We start from the raw sequence: 25,051 nt of genomic DNA, 5'->3' as shown, positions 1-25,051 counted from the left end.
TCCGATACTGTCAGCCTGCAGGCTGCACAGCGTGGCGATAGGGGCCGGCACAGGCCGGCTTATTACTGGGTAGCAATCAGTTGGCGGGGGGCGTCATCAGCACCTTGCCGCTCATGCCAGCCATCAAATCGGCAAACTTGCCATCAATGACGGCGTTCACCTTGATCGACTGGCTGACCGGGTCGACACGGGCACCCAAGCGCTGAATGCGCGCCGGGTAAGTCTTGCCGGTTTCGTCAATGCGCACCTGGAAAGCCGTGCCCGGTTTCATCCAGGCCAGCCAGCGCGATGGCACCAGAAAGGCCAGTTCCAGCACCGAATCATCAATGATGTCCAGAATGGCTTGGCCAGCCTGGGCAAACTGCTGTTCGCGCAGCTTCTGCTCGGCCACCCGCCCGCTGAATGGCGCGGCAATACTGCATTTGCTCAGCACTGCCGCCCCCGCGGCGACATCGGCCTTGGCCTTGCGCACCTCGGCTTCAGAGGTGTCCAGCTCCAGCTTGCCCACTGAATTCAGCTCGGCCAGGCGACGGTTGGTGCTATACGCTTTGTCAGCAGCGCTTTGCGCGGCGCGGGCACGATTGAGCTGGGCTGCCTGCAAGGAACAGTCGAAGGTGATCAAGGTCTGGCCGGCCTTGAATGCGGCACCTTCCGGTACCGCAATGCGCGAAATCTTGGCACCGATTTCTGCGGCCAAGGTGGTGTAGCGTTTGGGGGCCAGCTGGGCACGGATTTCGCGCTGCTCCGCCGCCGGTTTGGCGGCGACCGGCGCGCGCACGGCCGGCTTGGCCAATGGCAACGGGGCCGGCGCCTGCTGCGCGGCAAGCGGGAAAGAAGCCAGCAATATGGCTAGCACGGGCACGACACGACGGGTATTCATCACAACTTGCTTTTCTATTCGATCAAGGGGTGGTTACGGCGGGCAATTTGCCTTGTTCCCAGGCATTCAATGCCTTGGCTACCTGCTCTTTCAGCTCGGCAAGCGATGCTTGACGGCTGGCATCCAGAGGCAGCTCCAGCCCCAGGCTGGCCTGCAGGCGCGAGCCGGCAGCTTGCGCATTGGAGAGGGCCTGATAGCGACGCAGCGTGGACAAGATGTAGGACGTCTGTTGCGACACGCTATCCAGTTTGGTCTGGCGCTCTGCCAGTACCTGGTTATTGACGTGATCGGCCAGGCGTTGGTCCACGCTGGCAATGGCGTCGGCCCGGTTGAACTGCGCGGCGGCATTGGCGTATTGCAAGCGGGCGATATTCACTTGGGACACCACTGCCATTTGCGTCGCCATGCGCTTCTGTTCCGCCAGCGTCACGCCGGCTTCGGCCAGCTTGCGCTGGGCGGGCATCGACAGAAAGCCCAGCAGGTTGAACGAAACCTGTACCCCGGTTTCTTGCCAGGTCTGGTTGATCAGGTAACTGTCGTCGCTGTTCTTGATGGCGTAATTGAAAGACAGGCCGGGAAACATCTTCAGCATCGCACGCCGTGTCTCCTGCTGTGCGATACGGGCGTTATAAATGCTTTCCCGCAGCTCGGGGTTCTGCAGCAGGGCGTAGGTTTCCATCTGTTCAACCGGCGTATCCAGCCATACCGTGCTGACGGTGCTGCGAGGCTCGACCAGGTTGCGTACCTGCAGTATGGGCAGCTGGGTCAGGCCAGCCAGTTCGATGCGCGCCGTTGACAGCTCTTGTTCCACCAGTTCGAGCATGCGCAGGTTTTCCAGCAATTGACGCTGGTAGCGCAGCGGTTCCAGAGGAGACTTCAGTTTTTCCTCCTCGGCTTTGCGGGCATCGGCCAGTGCTTCTTCACCCTGGCGGATGGTCTGGCGGATGGAAGCATTGAGCTTCTCGGCGGCCACCACCCGCCAGTAGGCGGTACGCACATCCTGGATCAGGTTATGCAGTGCCTTGCGGCGGCGTTCGGTGGCAATAAGAACACGATCGGCATTCTGCTTGGCAGCGTAATAGCTTTGACCGAAATCCAGCAGGCTCCAGCTAAAGCCCAGCTCGCTGGAAAGCGCACTGCGGCTGGAGGAAATCGACGGGTTAGCCAGCGAAGGCGCCCCGGTGACCGAGTCCTTGCTACGGGAAATCAGGTCACTGTCACGATCACGGTAACCGGCACTGGCAACCAGGCGCGGCAACATGTCGAAATTGCCCAACTCGAATTGCCCCGCCGCCACCGCCTCTTCCATCAGCCGCACACGGCGCTCGGCGTTGTACTTGATGGCGCGCGCAATCGCCTCTTCCAGCGTCAGCTCGCCCGCCATGGGCTCCAGGTCTTTATCCAGAGCCTGCCGGTCCTCGCTAACGGTTTTCTGGATTTCGGCAGAGCTCAACGGTGCCAAGTCGACGGACGCGCATGCCGACAAACCTAGCAACAGCGCTGCAGCAGCAATCGGGCGCAGCATGGCAAAGGACGCAAGCATGGGGCTGTCTTTTTTCATAGGGAGGTCTTTCCTGCAGTTCTTGGTCAGTGGCAATGGAGACGTACTTAGCATTGATTCGGTTAATTTACATTATTAATACCACACGGATACTGTTATGAAATTTATAGAACACACTTTTTACATGATAACAACATCATGACATTCGCGCTCAGGCCAGTTTGGATGCTTCCACCGCGCCGCCACCTAGCATCAGGACAGGTAAGCGTGACAACAGGCAAACTGCTTCCTCACCGGCCAGAACACTTGCCATCAGCATGAAATGAATGGCACACCCTCACCGCGCGAGTGGCAGCTAACACGACGCCCATAAGCGGGCAGGAGAAGGCGCAAACGGGAATGACATGACGCGTTCACCCTGCCCTGTACCGCGAGCAGGAGGACCGACCTATCGGGTGGCGCCATCATCCTGTTTGCAACACGTCACGCGCCGCCCATAGCATGGCGGCCGCTACTGCCCACAACAGCAGCGCACTGGCCCGATGCAGCAGTGGCAGCTGGCGTTGAAACCAGGCCAGTGACGTTGGCCGCGCCAGCGCCCAGCACACCAGCGCGTCCCAACCCAGCACCGCCACAAACAGCCACACACCAGCGGCGCTGCGTTGCCAAACGGTGCTGTCCTTGCCAGCCAGCAAGGCAAACAGGGTCAGATAAAACAGCGCATTTTTGGGGTTAAGCAAACCGGACAGCACGCCACGCCACCAGAAAGCGGTTTGCCTGCCCAGCTGCCGGGAGGCTGTTGCGCCAGCACCGTGCAGGCTGGCGGCTTGCCAGAACTGCCACCCTAGCCACAGCAGGTAGCTGCAACCAGCCACGTAGACCAGCCAATACGCCCAAAGGCTATCTTGCAGCCAGCTGACACCGGCCACGGCGGCCACGATGAACACGCCGTTGGCACAGGCTATGCCCAGCGCCGTCAGCAAGCCGGCGCGCATGCCATGGGCCACGGTGTGATTGAGTAGCAGGAAAAAGTCCGGCCCCGGGCTAAGTAGCGCCAGAAAATGGGCGCCGGCCAGCAAGATGAAATGATGCCAAGTCATGGATACCTCCCTGTTGAAGAGAGGCCAGCTTGGCAGCCTGCAGGCCGCGGGTATTGCAGAAAAGTGCTACGCCTTGCCAACGCCGCGCTGGTATTCGCCCGGGGTGACTGCTACCCGCTCACGGAAAGCATGCTGGAAATGGCTTTGGTCGCTAAAGCCCAAGCGATAGGCCAAGTCGGCCAGTGCCTCGCCTTGGCGCAGCCATTGCCTGGCGCGCTGGATGCGGCAATCCAGCAGGTAGGCATGGGGTGTCGTGCCACAGTGCTGCCGGAACAGGCGGATAAAGTGGTAGCGGCTTACCCCCACAGAAGCGGCCAGGCTGGCAACCGGCCAGGCTTGCTGGCACTGCTCGCGCAGTTGCCGGCACAACCCGGGCAACCATGCCGGGGGGCAAGCAGCTGCCGGCGCGGCAGGCAGCATCAATTCGCTGATAAAGGCAATTAGCGATGCCTCTTTCATCTCCACCGGCGAAGGCGAAAACAGGCGCTGATTCAACTGACAGAACGCCGTATACGTCGCCGGGTCACGCCAATGACAGGCATCAGTGGTGCCCAAGGTAAAAGCCTGGCCATGTGCTTCGTGCCACAGTGCATCGAGCCATGCGGTATCGAGATACAGCATCTGGTAACTCCACGCGCCGCCGGGCTGCGGGTTGCAGGCGTGCACGCAATTGGCGGGTATCACCACCACATCTCCCGCCTGCAACGGCTGGTCTTGCCTGCCAGCAAGCTGCAATACCGACGCGCCGGCATCCACCGCACCGACAGACAGCGCCGGATGGCTGTGGGCACGGTAACAAGCACGGCTTTGCTGGGCGCGCCGGCTTTCAACGTAGGGCATGGCGTCGTCGCGCCAGAATTGCTGGGGGATCATGGTCTGGCCAATGTAAAGCGAAGCGTCAGGATTGTGACACGCCCTGCCCGCAGGTGCTGCTTCACTGCAGCCCGATAAAAAACGCCACCCGTGAAGGTGGCGCAAAGGTGCTCTCTGGGGGAGCGTCACAGCAGAAACTATTTCATGGTGGGCATGGCGAATTCGGCGCCGCTGCGGATACCGGTGGGCCAGCGCGTGGTCACCGCCTTCATGCGGGTATAGAACCGCACGCCTTCCGGCCCATGCATGTGATGGTCGCCAAACAGCGAGGCTTTCCAGCCGCCAAAGCTGTGGAAGGCCATCGGTACCGGCAGCGGCACGTTAACGCCGACCATGCCCACCTGGATACGGTGGGTAAATTCGCGGGCGGCATCGCCGTCACGGGTGAAGATGGCGGTGCCGTTGCCGTAAGCGTGGGCGTTGATCATGGCCACGGCCTCGGCAAAACTGTCGACGCGTACCACGCACAGCACCGGGCCGAAGATTTCTTCCTGATAGATGGTCATGTCGGTGGTGACGTGATCAAACAGGCAGCCGCCCAGGAAGAAACCTTCCTCGCAGCCCGGCACGGTCAGGCCACGACCATCCACCACCAGGGTGGCGCCCTCTTCCACACCGCGCGCCACGTAGCCGCTCACCTTATCCAGATGGGCACGCGTCACCAGCGGGCCCATATCGGCCGCCGGGTCGGTACCCGGGCCCACTTTCAGCGTCTGCAAGCGCTCGCCCAGCGCGGCCACCAGCTTGTCGGCCACGTCGCCCACGGCCACGGCCACCGAGATGGCCATGCAGCGTTCGCCCGCCGAGCCGTACGCCGCGCCCATCAGTGCGTCGACGGTCTGCTCCAGGTCGGCGTCCGGCATCACCACCATGTGGTTCTTGGCGCCGCCCAGTGCCTGCACACGCTTGCCGTGGCGGGCGCCGGTTTCATAGATGTACTGCGCAATCGGGGTGGAACCGACAAAGCTCACCGCCTGCACGTCCGGGTGGGTCAGCAGGCCATCCACCGCCAGCTTGTCGCCCTGCAGCACGTTGAACACGCCCGGTGGCAGGCCGGCTTCTTCCAGCAGTGCCGCGATGAACAGCGCCGCCGAGGGGTCGCGCTCGGACGGTTTCAGCACAAAGGTGTTACCGCAGGCGATGGCTACCGGGAACATCCACATCGGCACCATGGCCGGGAAGTTGAACGGGGTGATACCGGCCACCACGCCCAGCGACTGGCGCATGGTCCAGGCATCAATGCCGCGGCCAACCTGCTCGGTGTACTCGCCCTTCAGCAGCTGCGGAATGCCGCAGGCAAACTCCACCACTTCCAGACCGCGGGTCACTTCGCCCAGCGCATCGGCGTGCACCTTGCCGTGTTCGCTGCTGATCAGTGCAGCCAGCTCGTCCTGGCGGGCCTCCAGCAGCATCTTGAACTTGAACAGGATGCGGGCACGACGCAGCGGTGCGGTGTCACTCCAGGCCGGAAAGGCGGCACTGGCCGCTGCCACCACGGCATCGACATCGGCCTGTTCGGCCAGCACCACTTCGGCCTGCACGCGGCCGGTGGCGGGGTTGAAGACGGGGGTGGTACGGGTGCCGCTACCGGCCTGATGCTGACCGGCGATGTAATGCGAGATGATGCGGTTCATGGAGCAGTATCCTCAGCGAGCGGGCAACAGGGTGCCCTGGCAGCCCCCGCAGGGGCCGGCCATGGTCGTATAGGGTGAAACGGGGTCAGCTCAGGGCTTGGCGAGCAGCCACTCGTGGGCCGGGTCATTCCGGAAACACCACTCGCGGCGCGGGCCGGCCATCACGTTCAGGTAGTAGGAGTCGTAGCCGTACGGTACGCACACCGGGTGGTAACCTTCCGGCACCATCACCACGTCGTGGTCTTCCACCGCCATCGACTGGTCAATGCGGCGGTCGTCGGTATACACGCGCTGGAAGGCAAACCCCTGCGCCGGGTTGAGGCGGTGGTAGTAGGTTTCTTCCAGCACGCTTTCTTCCGGCAGCGCGTCACGGTCGTGCTTGTGCGGGGGGTAGCTGGACGAGTGGCCGGACGGGGTACGCACCTCCACCACCAGCAGGCCGTCAGCCGGCTCGGTCTGCGGCAGGATGTCGGTCACATAGCGGGTATTGGCCCCTTTGCCGCGCACGCTGCGCGTCATGCTGTCCGGCGTGATCAGGCGTGGCGGATGATTGCCCGCCGACGGTGCCGAGCAAAAAGCCACCTCGGCGGCGCTGTCTGCCGTCACGGTCACCGCCAGCCCCGGCGGAGCGTAGACGGCGTACGGTGCCTGCTCGTCAAACACGCTGTCGCGCTGCCCCAGCCCCGACCAGACGGTGTCACCCACCTGCACGCTGGCCTTGCCGGCCAGGATGACCACGCAGCATTCGCGGCCCGGCTGTTGCCACACCTCGTGCTCGCCGGCCGCCAGCTTGACGGCGCGGAAACCGACATGGGTCCAGCCGGCAGAGGCCGGGGTAACATCGACCAGCGGTTTGCCCGCCGGATCGGCTTTTACCAGCAGATTCATGCCTGTCTCCTTAGCGGCTGGCGCGGGCCACCAGCGACTGCAGCGTCTGGAAGCCTTTCTGGGCGTATTCGTAGCTGGGGGCGATGGTCGGGTCTTGCTCGGCTTCCACCACCAGCCAGCCCTGGTAACCGTGACGGGCCAGACGCTCAATGATGGGGCCGAACGGAATATCCCCGTCGCCCGGTACCGTGAAGGCACCATTGAGTACCGACTGCAGGAAACTCCAGCTACCGTTGCGGGCGCGACGCAGCACTTCACCACGCACGTCCTTGCAGTGCACGTGCACCACGCGGGCAATATGTTTTTCCAGCTCGGCCAGCGGGTCGCCACCGGCAAAGGCCATGTGGCCGGTATCAAACAGCAGGCCCACTTCTTCACCGGTCAGTGCCATCAGCTTGTCCACATCGGCCGGGCTTTCCACAAAGGCGCCCATATGATGGTGGTAGGCCAGCTTGATGCCGCGCGCAGCCAGATGGCGGGCAAACACGGTCAGGCGCTCGGCGTACTGCTGCCAGGCTGCTTCGCTGGTAAAGGTTGGCCGCTTGAACAGCGGGGTATCGATCTGGCCCTGGATGGAGCCGCCGACTTCGCCGTACACCATCACCTGGCAATCGTTTTCCACCAGCAGCGTGAGGTGTTCTTCTACTGCCGCGATTTCTTCTTCCGCAGAACGCTCGGCCAGCCTGCCGGAGTACCAGCCGGACACGCAGGCCACGCCATAGGGCGCCAGCACGGCACGCAGGGCGGCCGGGTCACGCGGAAACTTGTTACCCAGCTCGAAGCCCTGGTAACCGATCTCGCTGCCTTCGCGCAGGATGGTTTCCAGCGGCGTTTCGCCGCCCAGCGACGGCAGGTCATCGTTACACCAGGAAATCGGATTGATACCGATACGAACGTTAAAAGTGGCAGTCATCATGTTGTCCGTCTGTGCTGTGTGATGGAAGGGGCTACCGGCGCCTTAGCGCTGGCTCTGGCGGCGCTGGGCCTGCCAGATATCGATCAGGGTTTCAAAATTGTGGCGGGCGGCGGCAATCAGGCCGGCATCGTCGATGTCGCCGGACAGCCAGCGTTGCGACGGCTCCTGGAACAGCGTGCGGCCAACCATGAAGCCACGGCAGGTCTTGGCGTCGCGCGCCTGGGCAAAGCCTTCGCGCAACTCGCCCAGCGGGGCATTCAGGCCCAGCAGCACCACGCCGCGGCAGTGCGGGTCACGCTGTGCCAGCAGGGCGTCTACCTCCTGCCATTGCTCGGCGCTCATCGACTCCAGCTTCCACCATTCCGGGTAAATGCCCAGGTTATAGAAGCGCTTCATCGCACGCAGGACGGTGTCCGGGCCTTGCGGCAGTTTCTTGGACGGAATCACCTCCAGCAGCAGCTCGTGGCCGCTGATCTGGGCCATCTGGTATACCGCCTTGACCTGGGCTTCCTGCTCCAGACGGTTACCCACTTCGTCGTCCGGGTGGTACTGCACCAGGCATTTGATGATGTGTTCCTTGGGCCAGGCTTCCAGACGGGCGGCCAGCGCACGGCCGTGGTCGAACTCCAGCGGGTTGGAGCCGGGCAACTCGATAGGGCGGCCGATCCACCAGCCACGGCCGGTGGCCGCGTACATGGCATCCTCGCCGTAACGGTCGTCTACCAGGATACCGATGCGGCCTTGCAAGCCGTTGGCCTGTTCGGTTTGCGCTACGGCCTGTACCAGCAGGGCTTTCAGGTCGGTCAGGCGCACTTCCGGTACGCCGTTCTGGCGCGCCAGCTCGAAGAACTGGTTGCGGTGGTCAAAGGCAAACACGCACAGGTTGTCCCAGTGCGGGCGCGATACCGTCACGCGGTGCAAACGGGTCAGCGTGGCATCGTCACCCGGCCGTTGCGGTGGTACTGGCAGGCCAAGGAAGTAGTCCAGCTCGGCCTGGGTAGGCATGGCCACCGAGCAGCCGTGACGGGACACCACCAGCGCGCCGCAAGCATTGGCGGTACGGCAAGCGTGGCCGTAATCACCACCGCGCAGCCACACCGACAGGAAGCCGGACAGAAAGGCGTCGCCGGCACCCAGCACGTTCATCACTTCCACCTGGGCGCCTTGCACCGTGAAAGCATCGTCAATGTCGGCGGGTACTGCATCGGCAATCACCGCGCAGCCCAGCGGGCCGCGCTTTACCACCAGTACCGCTTGCGGCGCCAGGCGGCGTACCACATTCAGGCAGTCGATCAGCGCCGGCTTGCCGCCGGCAATCAGGAATTCTTCTTCGGTACCCACGATCAGGTCGAACAGCGGCAGTACCGATTGCAAGTGCGCGCTGACAGCGTCGTCAGCAATGAAACGCTGCTCCCCGTTGCCGCGACCGGTCAGACCCCACAGCACCGGGCGGTAATCGATATCGAGCACGGTGCGCACATTGTGCTGGCGGGCATAGCCCAGCGCCTTGCGGCTGGCGGCATTCACGGTAGCGGTGGACAGGTGGGTGCCGGTAATCAGCAGCGCCTTGCTGCTGGCGATGAAGGCCTCATCGATGTCGTCTTCGCACAGCGCCATGTCTGCGCAGTTTTCGCGGTAGAACAGCAGCGGGAAGGTGTCACGGTCCTTGATGCCCAGCAGCACCAGGCCGGTCAGCCGCGACGGGTCGGTTTTCACCTGCGAGGTGTCGCAGCCTTCGTTCTGCAGCTCTTGCACCAGGTAGCACCCCATCTGTTCGTCACCCACGCGCGACAGCATGGCCGACTTCAGGCCCAGACGGGCGGTACCGAAGGCGATATTGGCCGACGAGCCACCCAGATACTTGGCAAAGCTGCTGGCGTCTTCCAGACGCGAGCCCAGCTGGCGGGCGTACAGGTCCACGGCCAGGCGGCCCAGGCAGATCACGTCCAGCGGACGCTCTGAAGCAAAGTGAGTCTGGTTTTGCATGGTTTCCATTCCATTGGTTGCCGATGCCCGAGGTCTTGTGCTCAGCCGCCGATCGGACTCGGCGCAGCGGGCTACCGTGATGAAACTAGATTACTGCGCCCCCGCCTCGTCTGCAAATTTTTTTTCGTATATTTGTTGTATCGGAAATTTATTTCTGCAAATTTTTTTTCATTTTTGCAACAGCCGCCGTACCATAACGCCACCACATCGCCCCGGAGACCAGGCCAATGAGCAATAACATCACCGCCGACCAGCTGATGAAGCGCATCTCCGAAGAGTACGAGGGCCTGAGCAAGCAACTTAAGATCATCGCCAAGTACATCGAGGACCACCGCCAGACACTGGTGCTGGAGCGCATCACCGACATCGCCAAGGCTTGCGAAGTGCAGCCGTCGGCCATTGTGCGTTTCGCGCAACGCTTCGGTTTCTCCGGTTTCAGCGACATGCAGGCCCTGTTCCGCGAAGCCTTTGTGCCAGCCCAGCCCAATACCAGCAGCTATCAGCACCGCATCCGCGACGTCATCGCCAAGCAGAACGCCCCGCTGAGCAACACCGACCTGGCGCAGAGCTTTCTGGCTGCCTGCCAGCAGGGGCTGGACGAGCTGTCGCAGACGCTGGACCCGGTGGCGTTCGACGCCGCCGTTGACCTGCTACAGCGCGCCGACAACATCTACGTGATCGGCGTGCGTCGTATGTTCCCCATTGCCAGCTACATCACCTATGCGCTGCAACACACCAAAAAGCGCGTGCATCTGGTATCGGGCCTCGGCGGCATGTACCACGAGCAGATCCGCAGCATCAGCGAAGGCGACCTGATGATCGCCATCAGCTTCCAGCCTTATGGCCGCGAAACCCGCTACTGCGCCCGCGTGGCCAGCCAGAACAAGGCCAAGCTGCTGGTCATCACCGACAGCCAGCTCAGCCCGCTGTGCCGTGACGCCGCCAGCATCCTCACCGTAAAAGAAGGCAGCGCGTTTGCCTTCCGCTCGATGAGCAGCACCATCAGCCTGTGCCAGGCCCTGTTCATCGCCCTGTCTTACCGGCTGGAACTGGTGGTGGAAGAAACCCGTGACGCGGTCAGTTACGACGAGTAAGCAGCAAGGCCAGCAGCACCAGGGCGGCGCCGCTGCCCTGCTGCAGGCTGAAACCACTGCCGTACCACCACGCGGCCAACAGCGCCGTCCATACCGGTTCCAGCAGCAGGATGAACGACGCCTGCGCCACCCCCAGCCTGCCCTGCCCCCAACCCTGCAACACAAAACGCAAACAAGTCGCCAGCAGCACACTGCCCAGCAGCGGCGGCCAACAGGCCTGCCACGCCAGCCCCTGCCAGCGCTCCAGCAGCGCACTGGCGGCCAGACACGCCGCGCCAGCGACCAACAGCTGCCAGGCAGTGGCTTGCAGCACCGGCATGGCCGCCATATCGCGGCTGTTGACGGCCAGGTAGGCTGCTTGCCCGGCCGCGGCCAACAGTAGCCAGCTTTCTGCTACCGCCAATGTCCCGCCCGGCCGCCACGACAGGCACGCCATACCCGCCATCGCCACCCCCATGCCCAGCCAGGCACGCCGCGACAAGGCCGTGCCCAGCCATAGCCGGGCGGCAAACGGCGCCAACACAATGCCCAGGCTGCTGATGAAGGCAGCCACCCCCACGTGCTGACTCAAACTCAAACCGTATACCCAGCACATCATGGCCAGCCCTAATAGCAAGCCGCCGCGCAAGGCTGGTCGCCATACGCCGGGTTGCCAGCGCTGCCGGCGCCGCACCAGCCCGGCAAGCACCATGGCGCTTAGCCCGAAACGGATGGCCATGAACAGCAATGGCGGCAGGTCGCGCAGTACCGCTTTGGAAAACAGCCAGCCGCTGGCGGCCAGCAGGGTCACCAGCAGCAAGGCAGACTCGGGCAAACGACGACGGACGGCAGCAAGGGGCATGGCAGTAACGGTCAAAAGCCCGGCACAGCCGGGCTTGGGTAAAGAGGGAAATGGGAATAACGATCAGGTGCGACGGTTGCGCTGGCGGTACTGGTCAGCCACCACGGCGGCCACGATGATCACGCCTTTCACGATTTCCTGGTAGTACGCATCGATCCGCAGGAAGGTAAAGCCCGAGGTCACCACGCCCAGGATCAGCACACCGATCACGGTGCCGGTGATGCGGCCAACCCCGCCGGCCAGCGATGTCCCGCCGATCACGGCGGCGGCAATCGCGTCCAGCTCGTACATCATGCCCATGCCTGCCTGGCCGGACACGGCACGTGCCGACGTCACCACCCCGGCCAGACCGGACAACAGACCGGCCACGGTGTACACGATCACCAGATGCTTGTTGACGTTGATGCCGGACACGCGGGCGGCAGCACGGTTGGCGCCGATAGCGTAGGTGTATTTGCCGTAGCGGGTGTAGCTGAGAATGACGTGGAACACGGCCGCTACGCCCAGAAAGATCAATATCGGGGTAATGCCGCTACCGATAGCCGCGTAGTTATCGGACAGCATGCTGATCGGCTCGCCTTCGGTGTACCACTTGGCCAGGCCACGGGCGGTCACCATCACACCCAGCGTGGCAATGAACGGCGGGATGGCCGTCTTGGCGATGACGAAGCCGTTCAGCAGGCCGCAGCACAGGCCAACCAGCAAGCCCGCCAACAGCGGCACCACCACCGGCAAGTCGGTCAGCGACGGGAACACGGCACGTCCGAAATCGGACGTCTGCGCCAGGCTGGCCGACACCATGGCGGTGAGCGCCACCACCGAGCCGGACGACAGGTCGATGCCGTCCATGATGATGATCTGGGTCACGCCCACCGCGATGATGCCGATCACCGATACCTGCAAGATCATCACCAGCAAACGATCGGTATTGGCCAGAAAGCTTTGCCCCACCAGGAACCAGCCCAGTACTTCGAACAACAGTGCCACCCCCATCAGCACGGCAAAGATGCGGGCTTCGCCCGGCAGGCGGAATTTGGACTTGGCGGGTTTGCCGGCGTTGCCGAGCTGCCCTGCGTTGCTGATTGCCATGTTGTGAATCCTCCGGTTTTTTTGCGCCGCGGGCGGCGCCTGTCTCTCTGTGTATTCGTCTGGCGCTCAGCGCGACGCCAGTTGCATGATGCTTACCTGGTCAGCCTCGCTGCGATCGAGGATGCCGGTGACTCTGCCCTCGTGCATCACCATCACGCGGTCGCTCATGCCCAGCACTTCGGGCAGTTCGGACGAGATCATGATCACGGCCACGCCCTGGCAGGCGAGGCGGGAAATCAGGCGATGGATTTCGGCCTTGGCCCCCACGTCGATACCGCGGGTCGGCTCGTCCAGAATCAGGATGCGCGGGTTGGTTAGCAGCCAGCGGCCGATCAGCACTTTCTGCTGGTTGCCGCCGGACAGGTTTTCCACCCGTTCGTACAAGCCCGGCGCCTTCACACGCAGCGTGGCGGACATCTGTTCGCAGACACTGCTCAGGGCAGACTGGCGCACAAAGCCCGCCTGGATGTTGTCGCCGCCCAGTACCGAAATCTGCATGTTTTCCTGGATGCTCAGCTTGAGGAAACAGCCGGTGTCCTTGCGGTCTTCGGTCAAAAACGCCATGCCGTGCGCCATGGCAACTTTAGGTGAGCTGATAGTCACCGGCTGGCCAAACAGGCTGATGCTGCCTCTGCTGGCCGGTGTAACGCCGAACAGCGTTTCCGCCACATTGCTGCGGCCGGAGCCGATCAGGCCGGCCACACCCAGAATCTCGCCACTACGCAGCTCGAAGCTCACGTCGTGGAACACGCCATCGAGGGTGAGGTTCTGCACCGACATCACCACCTCGCCGATCTGCGCGGTTTCCTTGGGGAACATGTCGCCCACTTCGCGGCCAACCATCATGCGGATGATTTCGTCGCGGTCCAGCCGTTCGGTCTGCATGCAGCCGATATAGCGACCGTCACGGAAGATGGTGACTTCGTCGGCGATTTCCGACAGTTCATTCATCTTGTGGGTGATGTAGATGATGCCCTTGCCCTGGGCACGCAGCGATTTGATGATGCGGAACAGGTGGGCGACTTCGTGCTCGGTCAGGGCCGAGGTCGGCTCGTCCATGATCAGCACGTCGGAGTTGTACGACACCGCCTTGGCAATCTCCACCATCTGGCGTTCGGACAGGCTCAGGTCGCGGACCAGGCTTTCCGGGTCGATGTCGATCGCCAGTTCGGTCAGCAGCTGGCGGGTCATCTCGGCCATGCGCCCGTGGTCGATCAGGCCGAAGCGCCCCAGCGGCTCGCGACGGATCCAGATGTTTTCGGCCACCGTCATGTACGGCATCAGGTTGAGTTCCTGATGGATCATGGCAATGCCTTTTTCCAGCGCATCCAGCGGCGAGGTCAGCGTGACATCCTGGCCATTGAGGCGAAACACGCCTTTGTCAGGCGGCTGTACGCCAGCCAGGATCTTCATCAGCGTGGATTTGCCGGCGCCGTTTTCACCCATCAGCGCGTGGACGGTACCGCGACGCAGGCAGAACGAAGCGTCATCCAGTGCCACTACCCCCGGAAACTCCTTGCGCACGCCTTTTACTTCGATCAACGGCACTGCTGCCGCTTGCAGGGGCGCCGGCTGGGCGGCAGTCACTTTTTCTGGGGCCAGACTCAGCATGGCTCGTCATCCTTGTTGCAGGCCGGCGCCAGCCCCGCAGGGCCGGCCGGCCAAGAGTGGAACGTGCTTAGTTACGGGCTTCGTAGTTCTTGAGGTTGGCCGGGGTCACCAGCTCGAACGGGATGTAGTTCATCGGCGGCACTTTTTCGCCTTTGGCCAGCTTCAGTGCCACGTCGATGGCACCACGCCCCTGACCGGCACCGTTCTGGAACACGGTCACTTTCATGTCGCCGCTTTTCATCGCAGTCAGTGCATCGCGGGTGGCATCCACGCCGGCCACGATCACGTTGCTGCGCTTGGCGGCTTTCAGGGCCTGGATGGCGCCCAGTGCCATCTCATCGTTGTTGGATACCACCGCGTCAAACTTCACGCCGGCGCTCAGCCAGTTCATCACCAGGTCACGGCCTTCGGTGCGCGACCATTTGGCGGTTTGCTTCTCGACGATCTTGATGCCTTTGCACGCCGGGGTGGCAATCACGTCTTCCACGTCCTTGGTGCGCTGACGGGCCGCCTGGTTGGACAGGTCACCCATCATCACCACGATATTGCCCTTGCCCCCCATCAGGCGGCATACCTCTTTCATCTGCAGGGTGCCCGACTCCAGCTCGTTGGAACCCACAAACGCCACCTTGGCCGGCAGAACGCGGTCGGCCGGCAGACGGTTCACGTACACCAGCGGGATGCCGGCAGCAGACACCATCTTGCTGATTTTCGGGGTCACTTCGGTATCCACCACGTTCACCACGATGGCGTCCACTTTCTGGGCGATGAAGTTTTGTACCTGGGAAAGCTGTTTGCCGATGTCGTTCTGGGCATCCTCAAACTGCACGTTTACGTCTTTCTGGCTGGCCGCATGGCTCTTCATGCTGTTACGCACCACGGTCAGGAAGTTGTCGTCGAAGGCGGACATGGTGACGCCGATCTTGGCGGCAGAGGCCGGCATGGCAGCGGCAGTCAGGGACAGGAAAACCAGGGAACCAGCAAACTTGGTCATGCGTTTCATCGGTGTCTCTCCTTGTTGTGTAGGTCGGTGCCACGGCCAGCGCTGCTGCGCGGTAAGCCATGCAAATCCGTATGGCTAAGATAAGAGCAGCCGCTCTATTTTGCAAATAAAATTTCACAAGATTTTTTATGTAGAAATTAATTTCCACAAACTTGCAACAGCATTTCCAATTGCTGCATAGCAGCAAAAACAATTTTCCAATCATCAACTTAGCTATCACCCTGCCACTGCAGACGTTGCCGTCTGGCAAGCTGCTACCGCCAGCACCATGCACCTGACAACATCAAGTGCATGAAAAAAGGCCGCTGCAGGCGGCCTTGGGCATTACAAACAACGAGGGTATCAACGGCGCTGGCGTTGCATACCTTGCTGGTGGCGGGCAAGCGCTTCTGCCACCTGGCTGCGGGTGGAAACCTCCGGGATGCCGACTTGCCACCAGGCACCGCCTTCCGGTGTGCACTGCGGGCCGTCGATACGCAAGCTGATCAGGTAGCTGCGGCTGGCAGCGCGGGCACGGCGCATGGCGGCCTCCAGTTCGGCCACGCTGTGCACGGTCTCGGCCTCGGCGCCCAGTGAACGGGCATTGAGCGCAAAATCGATATCGGGCGCACCATCCGGCCCGGTGAGGCAGTCCTTGTACATATTGTTGAACTCGGCACCGCCGCAGGCCTGTTGCAAGCGGTTAATGCAGGCATAGCCGGCATTATCCAGCAGCACCACGATCAGCTTCTGCCCCAGCATCACCGAGGTAGCCAGCTCGTTATTGAGCATCATGTAGCTGCCATCGCCCACCATCACGATCACCTCGCGCTCGGGCCGGGCCATCTTCACCCCCAGCGCGCCGGCCACCTCGTAACCCATGCACGAGTAGCCGTATTCCATGTGGTAGCCACCCGGGCGGCTGGTGCGCCACAGCTTGTGCAGCTCAGCCGGCAAGGTACCGGCAGCGCACACCACGATGTCGTTATCGCAAGAGTTGGCCGCAGACGCCTGCACCGCGCCGATGGCTTCGGCGTAGGTGGGCAACGCGGCACGCGGGCTAACCACGATTTCGCTGACCTGACGGCGCCAGGCATCGCACAGCCGGGTGGCTTGCGCCTGCCAGCCGCTATCGGCACGCCAGTCGCCCAGCGCGGCGGACAAGGCCATCAGCCCGGCACGCGCGTCGGCCTGGGCACTGACGCCGCCCCACTTGATGGCATCAAAGGTGCTGACGTTGATCGACAGCAGCTTCGCCCCGGCGAACAGCGCGTGCGAGCCGGTGGTGAAATCCTGTAACCGGGTGCCCACAGCCAGCACCACGTCGGCGTCTTCGGCCAGCGCATTGGCCGCCGGGCTGCCGGTGACCCCCACCGCACCGGCCAGCAGCGGGTGCTGCCAAGACAGCGCGCCCTTGCCGGCCTGGCTCTCGCCCACCGGTATACCGTGCTGTTCGGCAAACGCTTGCAGTGCTGCCGCGCCGCCTTCGCTATACAGCACGCCGCCACCGGTAACGATCATCGGGCGTTTGGCGTCGCGCAGGATGGCCGCCAAGGCCTGGATTTCGGCATCTTCTGCCGGCGGCTGGCGGAAACGCACCACCCGCTCGTCAAAGAAAGCCAGCGGCCAATCGAACGCCTGCGCCTGTACATCTTGCGGCAGCGCCAGCGTCACCGGGCCGCACAGCGCGGGGTCGGTCAGGTAGGCAATGGCACGCGGCAGGGCGGTCAGCAACTGGTCGGGCACCACGATACGGTCGAAATAGCGCGACACCGGGCGCAGGGTATCCACGGCTGACACGCCGCCGTCGTGGAAGTCTTCTACTTGCTGCAACACCGGGTCCGGTGCGCGGCTAACAAAGATGTCGCCCGGCAGCAGCAGCATGGGCAGGCGGTTGACGTGCGCCACCGCGGCCGCCGTCACCAGATTGGTACATCCGGGGCCGATGGAGGTGCTGACTGCCATCATGCGGCGGCGGAAGTGCGCTTTGGCGTAAGCGGTAGCCGCCAGCGCCATGCCCTGCTCGTTGTGGGCCCGGAAGGTGGGCAATTGCTCGCGCATGGCGTGCAGCGCCTCGCCGAGGCCAGCCACGTTGCCATGGCCGAAGATGGCCCACACCCCGCCAAACAGGCGCTCGCGGTGGCCGTGTTCGTCTTCCACATACTGCGCAGCCAGATAGCGCACCAGCGCCTGGGCTACGGTCAAGCGTATCGTTTTCACCTGTGTCTCCTTGTCCTGTGTTGCCCGGTGCGCGGCCAAGCGTGCGCATACCGGCGGCTACCCGTTCACGATATAGGAAGCCGCTCCTTTTGCAAATTATTTTCTTATTTTTAATTTTGCAGAAATTATTTTCCGTTGCTTATTCGGCAAGGTAGCGCTCGCCTCGCATGTTCTCCGGCACGTACAGGCGAAACTCGCCCCCCTGCTCGCTACCGGGCGCAGGCGGCGCCAGCCCCAGCGCGGCCAACATGTGCTGAATGGCACGCAGTGCCTGGGTATCCGGGTCCTGGTCGATCACCACATCCAGCAGCCCCTGCTGCATGTACTGCCGATGATCGTCAGATAGCTCGTGGGTAATCCAGCACACCTTGTGCGCCACGAAGCGCCGCAGCGCCGCCACCACCCCGGGCGAACCGGCACCGGTGTTGTAGATGGCCGCAATGCCTTCGCTGCGGCGGAAGGCGTCGCTGAGCGCCAGATAGCACTGGTCGGGGTCATCGCGCGTTTCCTGGCTGACGGCATCACACAGCAGGTGCGGCAGATCGGCCAGCGCATCGCGACAGCCCTGGCTGCGTTCGCGGTGGCCACGGTAGTCGCGGCGGCTGCTGAGAATCAGCACCCGGCCGCCCTGTGGGCAGTAGCGTCCTATCAGGTGGCCGGCGGTACGCCCCGCCGCGTAGTTGTCGATACCGACATAGGCGGCCCCCGGTAAGGCCTCGACGCGGGTCACCACCATCACCACATGCTCGCCGCGCAGCTGGGCCTGATGCAGCGCCTGGCGGCTGGCTTCGGAGTCGGGGGCCGCCACGATCAGCGCCCGCCGCGGATAGCGGCGCGGTGCCAGCACGCGCAGCAGGGCTGCCTCATCGTTGTCTGGCACGCTGACGCGGTGCACCACCAGGCGGCGGTCCAGCATGGCGACGATGCGCTGGAAGGCCTGCCCCAAACGCTGGAAAAACGGCGAGCGGTTATCCGGCAGCACGATATCCACGTGCAGCAGGCCGGTATCCACCTCGGGCAGCAACCGTGGTACGCCCAGCTCGCGCGCAGCAGCCACCACCTGCTCACGCGCCTTGCGCGACACGCTGCCGCGCTCGTTCAGTACCCGATCAACGGTGGCAATGCTGACGCCGGCGGCATCGGCAATATCACTGAAACGCGCCGAGCGCTTGCGGCGTGGTGTGGCGGTCATGTGCTCTCCCCTTTTTCGTATCTGTGGCACGGCCGTGTTGCGCACCGTAGCCAAGCGATTGCACGGGCATCCTTCGCCAGCTTGTCATGGCGCCAGACGGTCACGATAACGCCGGCGGTGCGGGCCGATCGCTTGCAGCACAACGCGCAGACTGCACGCTGTTGCAAGCCGTGCACAATAATTATTTGAACAATATTTTCTTTCAAATTTACATTTGAGAAATTAATTTCCAAACATATACTGTGCTTCACGGTCACGCGGCCGGGCAACCCGCAACACGCCGCGCAGACTGGCATAACAAACCCCGACCCGGAGAGCACCATGATTGAAGTAGCCCTGTTTGGCGCCGGTCGCATCGGCAAGATCCATGCGGCCAACCTGTTTGCCCACCAAGGCGTACGCCTGAAGTACGTGGTGGATACCCATGCGCCGTCTGCCCAGGCGCTGGCAGAACAATACGGCGCCACCGTCAGCGATACCGATACCGCACTGGGCGATAGCAGTGTCGGCGCCGTGGTGATTGCCAGCAGTACCGACACCCACGCCGAGCTAATCCTGCGTGCCGCTGCCGCCGGCAAGGCTATCTTCTGCGAAAAACCGGTCGACCTCGACCTGGCCCGCGCCCGCGACTGCGCAGCGGCGGTCGCCCAGGCCGGTGTACCGTGCGTCATCGGCTTCCAGCGCCGCTACGATCCCACCTTTGCCGCAGTAAAAGCCCGCATCGAGGCTGGCGAAATCGGCACCCCGGAAATGCTGGTGGTCACCAGCCGCGACCCAGGTGCCCCGCCGGTGGACTACATCAAACGCTCCGGCGGCATCTTCAAGGACATGCTGATTCACGACTTCGATATCTGCCGCTGGATTCTCGATGACGAAGTGGTGGCCGTGCACGCCAGCGCCAGCGTGCTGACCGACCCGGCCATTGCCGACGCCGGCGATGCCGACTGCAGCGCGGTTACCCTGCGCACCCGCAGTGGCCGCCTGTGCCAGATCAACACCAGCCGCCGCGCCGCCTACGGCTACGACCAGCGCTTTGAAGTGCTGGGCAGCAACGGCATGCTGCAAGCCGGCAACCACCGCCCCACCGAAGTTACCGCCTACGGTAGCCGCCAGGTCAGCACCGACTTGCCGCAGCACTTTTTCCTGGAACGCTACCAGGCCGCCTACGCCGGCGAAATGGCGCACTTCTTCCGCGTGATTACCCAGGGCGAAGCGCCGCGCACCACGGTACAGGACGGCGTGCAAGCGCTGGAGCTGGCCGATGCCGCCACCCGTTCCTGGCAAGAAGGCCGCGCCATTACCCTGTAACCCTTGCCAGCACTGTTGCGCTGCGCCGCCCGCCTGCCGGGTACCGGCGCGGCCTGCATGCCGCCCACCGGACGATAGGAACGGTATACGGGCACGCAGCGCAGCAGCGGCAACCCGACGGACTACCCCATGAGCACCGTACGTATCGGCATTATCGGCCTCGGCCGACTGGGTCGCCGCCATGCGGCCAACCTGCAACACACCCAGGGCGCACGGCTGCAAGCCGCCTGCAGCCCGCTGGCAGAAGAGCGCGACTGGACCGCCACCGCCCTGCCCGGCTGCAGCCTGTACAGCGATTACGATGCGCTGCTGCAAGACCCGCAAGTGGATGCCGTGTTTCTGGTAACGCCCACTTCGCTGCACGCAGATCAGATCATTGCCGCCCTGCGCGCCGGCAAGCACGTGTTTTGCGAAAAGCCGCTGGCGCTGAATGTTGAAGACTGCCTGGCCGTGGAAGAAGAAGCACGCCGCCATCCGCAGCTGAAAGTGATGATCGGCTTCGTGCGCCGCTTTGACGCCAGCTACCGCAACGCGGCCACGCTACTGACCGAAGGCGAGCTGGGCCACCCGTACATGGTGCGTTCGCAAACCTGCGACAAGAACGACGAGTCCGGCTTCTTCGTGCGCTTTTCCGGCAGCAGCGGCGGCATCTTCCTCGATTGCAGCATCCACGACATCGACCTGGCGCGCTGGCTGCTGGGCAACCCCAAACCCAAGCGCGTCTGGGCTACCGGCACCAATGCCTTGCACCCGGCGCTGGCCGAGCACCAGGACGTGGACAACGGCATTGCCATGTGCGAGTTCGAAGGCGGCCAGCTGGCCTGCTTCTTTGCCTCGCGCACGCTGGCCCACGGCCACGAAACCCTCACCGAAATCTTTGCCACGGCAGGCCGCCTGAGTGTGGGCGCCAACCCGCGTGCCGATCGTGTGGAAATCAGCGACGCCAGCGGCATCCGCAATACCTGCGTACAGGATTTCTACCAGCGCTTTGCCGACGCGTTCGTCACCGAAGCGCAGGTATTTGTCGACACTATCCGCCACGACCGCCCGTCGCCGGTAACGCTGGAAGACGCACGCGAAGCCACCCGGATCGGCCTGGCCATTACCCAGGCGTTCCGTAGCGGCGAGGCCGTCGCGCTGTAGCAACCGTGTTTTCTCACCCTCCTTCACAGCCCGCCTACAAGGCGGGCTTTTTTACTTGGCACGCTCCTGCCACTTCATCCCTACGAGGAAAGCCGATTCAAGCTGCTGCCCGGCAGCAACAGCATGCGCTGCGTTTTACTGCACGGCCTGCTTGCCCGGCGCCCCATCGGTGCCAAGTGGCTGCAAGTGCTCGGCCAAGAAAGCAACAAAGTGCGACACCCGCGCTGCCAGAAAGCCCTGCCGGTAATACACCGCCCAGATTGGCTGCCACCAGTCCAGCGTCTGCGCCGGCAACACCTCCACCAGCCGCCCCGCCAGGCGGTCATCGGCCGTCAGAAAATCCGACAAGCAGGCGATGCCGCTACCGTTCAGCGCCAGGTGGCGCAGGGTTTCACCATTGGACGTGCTGATGGCAGCCTGCACCGGGTAACCGTCACCGCCGGCATGGCGCAACGGCCAGATGTTCAACGACGCAGGCTGGGTAAAACCCAGCAAGCTGTGTGTGGCCAACGCGTCTACCGTGTCAGGTTGGCCGCAACGCTGCAGGTAAGCAGGCGCCGCCAGCAAGCGCAGACGGCTTTGGCACAGCAGCCGCGCGCTGAGGGTGGAATCCTGCAGCGCGCCCACCCGTATCGCCACGTCGGCGCGTTCTTCGATCAGGTCGACGATGGACTCGCCACTCACCAGCTCAAGACGGATGCGCGGGTAGCGTGCCTGAAAAGCCGGCAGCAGCGGCGCCAGCAAATGGTTGAACACCGGGGTCGCGGCATTGACGCGCAGCAGCCCGGACGGATGCTCGGCCGCAGACTGCAGCGTCAGCGCGGTTTCCTGTAGCCGGGTCAGGATGTCACGCGCATTCTCCAGCAGCCACTGCCCTTCCGCCGTCAGGTCCAACCGCCGCGTGGTGCGGGTAATCAAGCGAACCCCCAGCTGCTTCTCGAGTTTGGCAATGCTGCGACTGATGCCGGACGGGGTCAGCCCCAACCGTTCGGCAGCCGCCGTAAATGAGCCTGCCTCGGCCACCGCGACGAATACGCTCAAGGTTTCACTGGATAACATTGTTGATTTCAAGTCAAAAGATATTGCCATTTACCACTATTTTTACCAGTGCCGCAAGCACAGATAATCGCCGCATTCCCTGTCAACCAAGGAGCGGTTCATGCCACTAGCCCTTTGGGCACTCACCCTGAGCGCCTTTGCCATCGGCACCACGGAGTTCGTGATTGTCGGTCTTATCCCCACCATTGCCGCCGACCTGCAGGTGTCGCTGCCGTCTGCCGGGCTACTGGTCAGCCTGTACGCCATGGGCGTGGCCATCGGCGCGCCCCTGCTGACCGCGCTCAGCAGCCGCATGCCGCGCAAGACGCTGCTGCTAAGCCTGATGGCGCTGTTCACGGTGGGCAATCTGGTCGCGTGGCAAGCCCCCGGCTACCAGGCGCTGATCATGGCGCGCATCCTCACCGGGCTGGCGCACGGCGTGTTTTTCTCCATCGGTTCTACCATCGCCACCGGCCTGGTACCGCGCGAGAAAGCAGCCAGCGCCATCGCCATGATGTTCTCCGGCTTGACGGTCGCCTTGGTCAGCGGCGTGCCGCTGGGCACCTGGATTGGCCAGCTATTCGGCTGGCAGACTACCTTTCTGGCCGTCTCGCTGCTGGGCATCGTGGCCTTTGTCGGCAGCTTGCTGCTGGTACCGCACAACCTTCCGCGTCCGGCCCCCGCCTCGCTGGCCAGCCAGCTCGCGGTGCTTGCCAAACCGCGGCTGCTGCTGGTCTACGCCATGACCGCGCTGGGTTACGGCGGCTCCTTCACCGCCTTTACCTACCTGGCGCCAATGCTGCAACAGATCAGCGGCTTTCCTGCTCAGGCAGTCAGCCTGATCATGTTGGTTTATGGATTGAGCGTGGCCGTAGGCAATGTATGGGGCGGCCGTCTGGCCGACCGCCTGGGCCCGGTGCGGGCGCTGCAGATCATCTTTGCCGGGCTGGCTGCCGTGTTGCTGTTGCTGATGCTGACCGCTGCATCGACATGGCTGGTGGTAGTGACCGTGCTGCTATGGGGTGCGGTAGCGTTTGGCAACGTGGCAGGGCTACAGCTGTACGTGGTACAGCAGGCCGAGCGGGTAGCACCGCAGGCGGTAGACGTGGCTTCCGGCCTCAACATTGCCGCCTTCAACCTGGGCATTGCCTTCGGCGCCTGGGCTGGCGGCCACATCGTGGCCAGCCTCGGCATCATGCACACCACATGGATAGGCGCGCTGATCGTACTGGCCGCCTGGCTGCTAACGACTTGGTCCGGCATGCTGGATCGCCGCGCCGGGCATGATCCACAGACCCCGACCACCCGGCCGGTATCGGTGCACTGATCGGCCAGCCCGCGGGGGTTGCCTGCGGCCAACCTTCGCCGCGTCATCGATGTTACGCAACGTGGTGAAGTCATCCCCCGGCACATTGCGCAGCCCGCCGCAGATCCGGCAATAACGGATGAACGGCCCCCGCCATAACGGACGGTCGAGCCCAAAATGACAATGGCCGCTTTCCAACAGGAAAGCGGCCAGCTATTTCCAGGCAAGGATCAATACCCGGTCTTGCTCAGGGCTGCCGGTAGACTTCCTTGCCGGCCAGCACTGTCGACAACACCTTCACCTGCTGGATGTCCGTCGCGGGAATCTTGAGCAAGTTGCGGTCGAGCACAATCAGGTCTGCCCACTTGCCGGCCTCAATCGAACCGATTTCTTTTTCCCTGCCAAGCGAATACGCCGCGTTGTAGGTAAAGGCACGGATGGCTTGCGGCACGGTCAGGCCCGGGTCATCCCCCAAGCGGCCCGGGTAACGGTCGGCCTCGGTGGGGTTGGCACGGGTCACGGCGATTTGCAGGGCAAACCACTCGTTCAGCGGATCAACCGGCCAGTCGCTACCAAAGGCGACGGTGGCACCGGCTTGCTGGAACTTGCCGGCGGTCTCCAGGTACGGGAACCGCTCATGGCCGATATAAGGCTTGACCGTATCCAGCGTGTCCGCCGCCGGCTTGCCCCACTGGAAAGACAGTATCGGCAACGCATCCAGTTGCCGGTAACGCGGGTAGTCCGCCGCACGCACCAGCTCGTTATGCGCCAATGCCGGGCGCAGTTTGACGCCAGGGTACGTCTGGCGCAGCGTCTCGACGGCATTCAGCGCCACGGTCACCGCCTGATCGCCATCGGTGTGCAAATGCGGCGTCAGCTGGTGGCGGGCCAATGCCAGTACCAGCCGGTTCAGCTTGGCTTGGTCAAAGTACAGCTCGCCGCATTTGTCCCCGGCGCGCCAGTCCGGTGCTGCCTCGCTGCCATGGTTGTGCAGATAAGGCAGGTGCAACGCTGCGGTTTGTGCCGGCGCCTGGATCACCCCATCCATGAAGATTTTGGCCGTGGTCAGGCGGATATCCGGCTGGCCATCCACCCGTGGCTGGTGATAGCGCTTGGCCAACTTGGCAACGTTGGCCGCAGCCTGTTCCGGCTGGCGCGCCTGATCCGGGGTAATGACTGGCGCAAAGTGCGCGCGCGCCGTCAACTTGCCTTCGGCGCGCAAGGCAGTGAATGCCTGCAGGCCATCCGGGTCGGCGGCCGCATCCAGAAAGGTGGTGACCCCCTGCGCGTTCAAGGCCGACAAGGCCGCCAGTGCGTGATCTCGACGCTGGGCACGGGCCGCTGCCGCAGGCAACGGCGGCAACGCCCGCATCAGGCTTTGTTGCACAAATCAGCTGCAGGTCGAGCTACCCCAATCCCCGGGCAGATCTATCCCATGCGGACCGTTTG

20 protein-coding genes are annotated in these 25,051 nt (G+C 63.3%); 4 read left to right on the top strand and 16 right to left on the bottom strand.

What is annotated here, in order from left to right; all coding sequences use genetic code 11:
- Positions 1 to 76 precede the first annotated feature (76 nt).
- The 8 genes from FLQ03_RS19025 to FLQ03_RS18990 all read right to left on the bottom strand — a co-directional run bounded on the left by FLQ03_RS19025 (position 77) and on the right by FLQ03_RS18990 (position 9,778).
- Positions 77 to 880 carry an efflux RND transporter periplasmic adaptor subunit gene (locus FLQ03_RS19025; protein ID WP_144373835.1) on the bottom strand — a complete coding sequence of 268 codons (804 nt, stop codon included), beginning with the start codon at positions 878 to 880 and terminating at the stop codon, positions 77 to 79.
- A gap of 22 nt (positions 881 to 902) precedes the next feature.
- On the bottom strand, positions 903 to 2,423 hold the full coding sequence (locus FLQ03_RS19020; RefSeq protein ID WP_206211062.1) for a TolC family protein: 1,521 nt from the start codon (positions 2,421 to 2,423) through the stop codon (positions 903 to 905).
- 422 nt (positions 2,424 to 2,845) lie between these two features.
- Complete coding sequence (locus FLQ03_RS19015; RefSeq protein WP_144373834.1) at positions 2,846 to 3,481, bottom strand: LysE family translocator; 636 nt, start codon at positions 3,479 to 3,481, stop codon at positions 2,846 to 2,848.
- A gap of 66 nt (positions 3,482 to 3,547) precedes the next feature.
- Positions 3,548 to 4,354, bottom strand: a complete 807-nt coding sequence (locus tag FLQ03_RS19010; RefSeq protein ID WP_144373833.1) for an AraC family transcriptional regulator — start codon at positions 4,352 to 4,354, stop codon at positions 3,548 to 3,550.
- 137 nt (positions 4,355 to 4,491) lie between these two features.
- The gene (locus FLQ03_RS19005) at positions 4,492 to 5,988 is read right to left on the bottom strand and encodes a CoA-acylating methylmalonate-semialdehyde dehydrogenase (protein WP_144373832.1); all 1,497 of its coding nucleotides are present in this window, start codon (positions 5,986 to 5,988) and stop codon (positions 4,492 to 4,494) included.
- 90 nt (positions 5,989 to 6,078) lie between these two features.
- Positions 6,079 to 6,876 (bottom strand): 5-deoxy-glucuronate isomerase, encoded by a 798-nt coding sequence (iolB, locus tag FLQ03_RS19000; RefSeq protein WP_144373831.1) that lies wholly within the window; start codon positions 6,874 to 6,876, stop codon positions 6,079 to 6,081.
- 10 nt (positions 6,877 to 6,886) lie between these two features.
- Positions 6,887 to 7,792, bottom strand: a complete 906-nt coding sequence (gene iolE / locus FLQ03_RS18995) for a myo-inosose-2 dehydratase (protein ID WP_240802324.1) — start codon at positions 7,790 to 7,792, stop codon at positions 6,887 to 6,889.
- A 42-nt stretch (positions 7,793 to 7,834) separates the two neighbouring features.
- Positions 7,835 to 9,778 carry a bifunctional 5-dehydro-2-deoxygluconokinase/5-dehydro-2-deoxyphosphogluconate aldolase gene (locus FLQ03_RS18990; RefSeq protein ID WP_144373829.1) on the bottom strand — a complete coding sequence of 648 codons (1,944 nt, stop codon included), beginning with the start codon at positions 9,776 to 9,778 and terminating at the stop codon, positions 7,835 to 7,837.
- Positions 9,779 to 10,005: 227 nt separating this feature from the next.
- On the opposite strand from FLQ03_RS18990, the gene FLQ03_RS18985 reads away from it, so the two are divergent.
- Positions 10,006 to 10,872, top strand: a complete 867-nt coding sequence (locus FLQ03_RS18985; protein ID WP_144373828.1) for a MurR/RpiR family transcriptional regulator — start codon at positions 10,006 to 10,008, stop codon at positions 10,870 to 10,872.
- On the opposite strand, the gene FLQ03_RS18980 is transcribed toward FLQ03_RS18985, so the two are convergent.
- From FLQ03_RS18980 to FLQ03_RS18955, 6 genes are all read right to left on the bottom strand, one after another.
- A complete protein-coding gene (locus tag FLQ03_RS18980; protein ID WP_144373827.1) occupies positions 10,856 to 11,713 on the bottom strand; it encodes a DMT family transporter in 858 nt (285 codons plus the stop codon). The two genes, FLQ03_RS18985 and FLQ03_RS18980, sit on opposite strands and share 17 nt — an antisense overlap.
- A 63-nt stretch (positions 11,714 to 11,776) precedes the next feature.
- Positions 11,777 to 12,802, bottom strand: a complete 1,026-nt coding sequence (locus FLQ03_RS18975; protein WP_144373826.1) for an ABC transporter permease — start codon at positions 12,800 to 12,802, stop codon at positions 11,777 to 11,779.
- A 66-nt stretch (positions 12,803 to 12,868) separates the two neighbouring features.
- Complete coding sequence (locus FLQ03_RS18970; RefSeq protein WP_144373825.1) at positions 12,869 to 14,413, bottom strand: sugar ABC transporter ATP-binding protein; 1,545 nt, start codon at positions 14,411 to 14,413, stop codon at positions 12,869 to 12,871.
- Positions 14,414 to 14,480: 67 nt separating this feature from the next.
- On the bottom strand, positions 14,481 to 15,416 hold the full coding sequence (locus FLQ03_RS18965; RefSeq protein WP_144373824.1) for a sugar ABC transporter substrate-binding protein: 936 nt from the start codon (positions 15,414 to 15,416) through the stop codon (positions 14,481 to 14,483).
- Positions 15,417 to 15,758: 342 nt separating this feature from the next.
- Complete coding sequence (iolD, locus tag FLQ03_RS18960) at positions 15,759 to 17,615, bottom strand: 3D-(3,5/4)-trihydroxycyclohexane-1,2-dione acylhydrolase (decyclizing) (RefSeq protein ID WP_206211061.1); 1,857 nt, start codon at positions 17,613 to 17,615, stop codon at positions 15,759 to 15,761.
- A 139-nt stretch (positions 17,616 to 17,754) separates the two neighbouring features.
- Complete coding sequence (locus FLQ03_RS18955) at positions 17,755 to 18,807, bottom strand: LacI family DNA-binding transcriptional regulator (protein ID WP_144373822.1); 1,053 nt, start codon at positions 18,805 to 18,807, stop codon at positions 17,755 to 17,757.
- A 321-nt stretch (positions 18,808 to 19,128) separates the two neighbouring features.
- Between FLQ03_RS18955 and iolG the strand changes: the two genes are divergently transcribed.
- Together iolG and FLQ03_RS18945 are read left to right on the top strand one after the other, a co-directional pair.
- Entirely contained in the window at positions 19,129 to 20,115 is a 987-nt protein-coding gene (gene iolG / locus FLQ03_RS18950; protein WP_144373821.1) for an inositol 2-dehydrogenase, read from the top strand.
- Positions 20,116 to 20,244: 129 nt separating this feature from the next.
- The gene (locus FLQ03_RS18945) at positions 20,245 to 21,258 is read left to right on the top strand and encodes a Gfo/Idh/MocA family oxidoreductase (protein ID WP_144373820.1); all 1,014 of its coding nucleotides are present in this window, start codon (positions 20,245 to 20,247) and stop codon (positions 21,256 to 21,258) included.
- 135 nt (positions 21,259 to 21,393) lie between these two features.
- Here FLQ03_RS18945 and FLQ03_RS18940 read toward each other — a convergent pair whose 3' ends face one another.
- A complete protein-coding gene (locus FLQ03_RS18940) occupies positions 21,394 to 22,299 on the bottom strand; it encodes a LysR family transcriptional regulator (RefSeq protein ID WP_240802323.1) in 906 nt (301 codons plus the stop codon).
- A gap of 118 nt (positions 22,300 to 22,417) precedes the next feature.
- Between FLQ03_RS18940 and FLQ03_RS18935 the strand changes: the two genes are divergently transcribed.
- A complete protein-coding gene (locus tag FLQ03_RS18935; protein ID WP_144373818.1) occupies positions 22,418 to 23,623 on the top strand; it encodes an MFS transporter in 1,206 nt (401 codons plus the stop codon).
- A gap of 226 nt (positions 23,624 to 23,849) precedes the next feature.
- On the opposite strand, the gene FLQ03_RS18930 is transcribed toward FLQ03_RS18935, so the two are convergent.
- Positions 23,850 to 24,989 carry an amidohydrolase gene (locus FLQ03_RS18930; RefSeq protein ID WP_144373817.1) on the bottom strand — a complete coding sequence of 380 codons (1,140 nt, stop codon included), beginning with the start codon at positions 24,987 to 24,989 and terminating at the stop codon, positions 23,850 to 23,852.
- Between the last annotated feature and the right edge of the window lie 62 nt (positions 24,990 to 25,051).

Source organism: Vogesella urethralis, from assembly GCF_007644045.2.
In the GTDB taxonomy this organism is placed as follows: Bacteria; Pseudomonadota; Gammaproteobacteria; order Burkholderiales; family Chromobacteriaceae; genus Vogesella; species Vogesella urethralis.
This window is presented reverse-complemented; position numbering and strand designations above follow the sequence as displayed.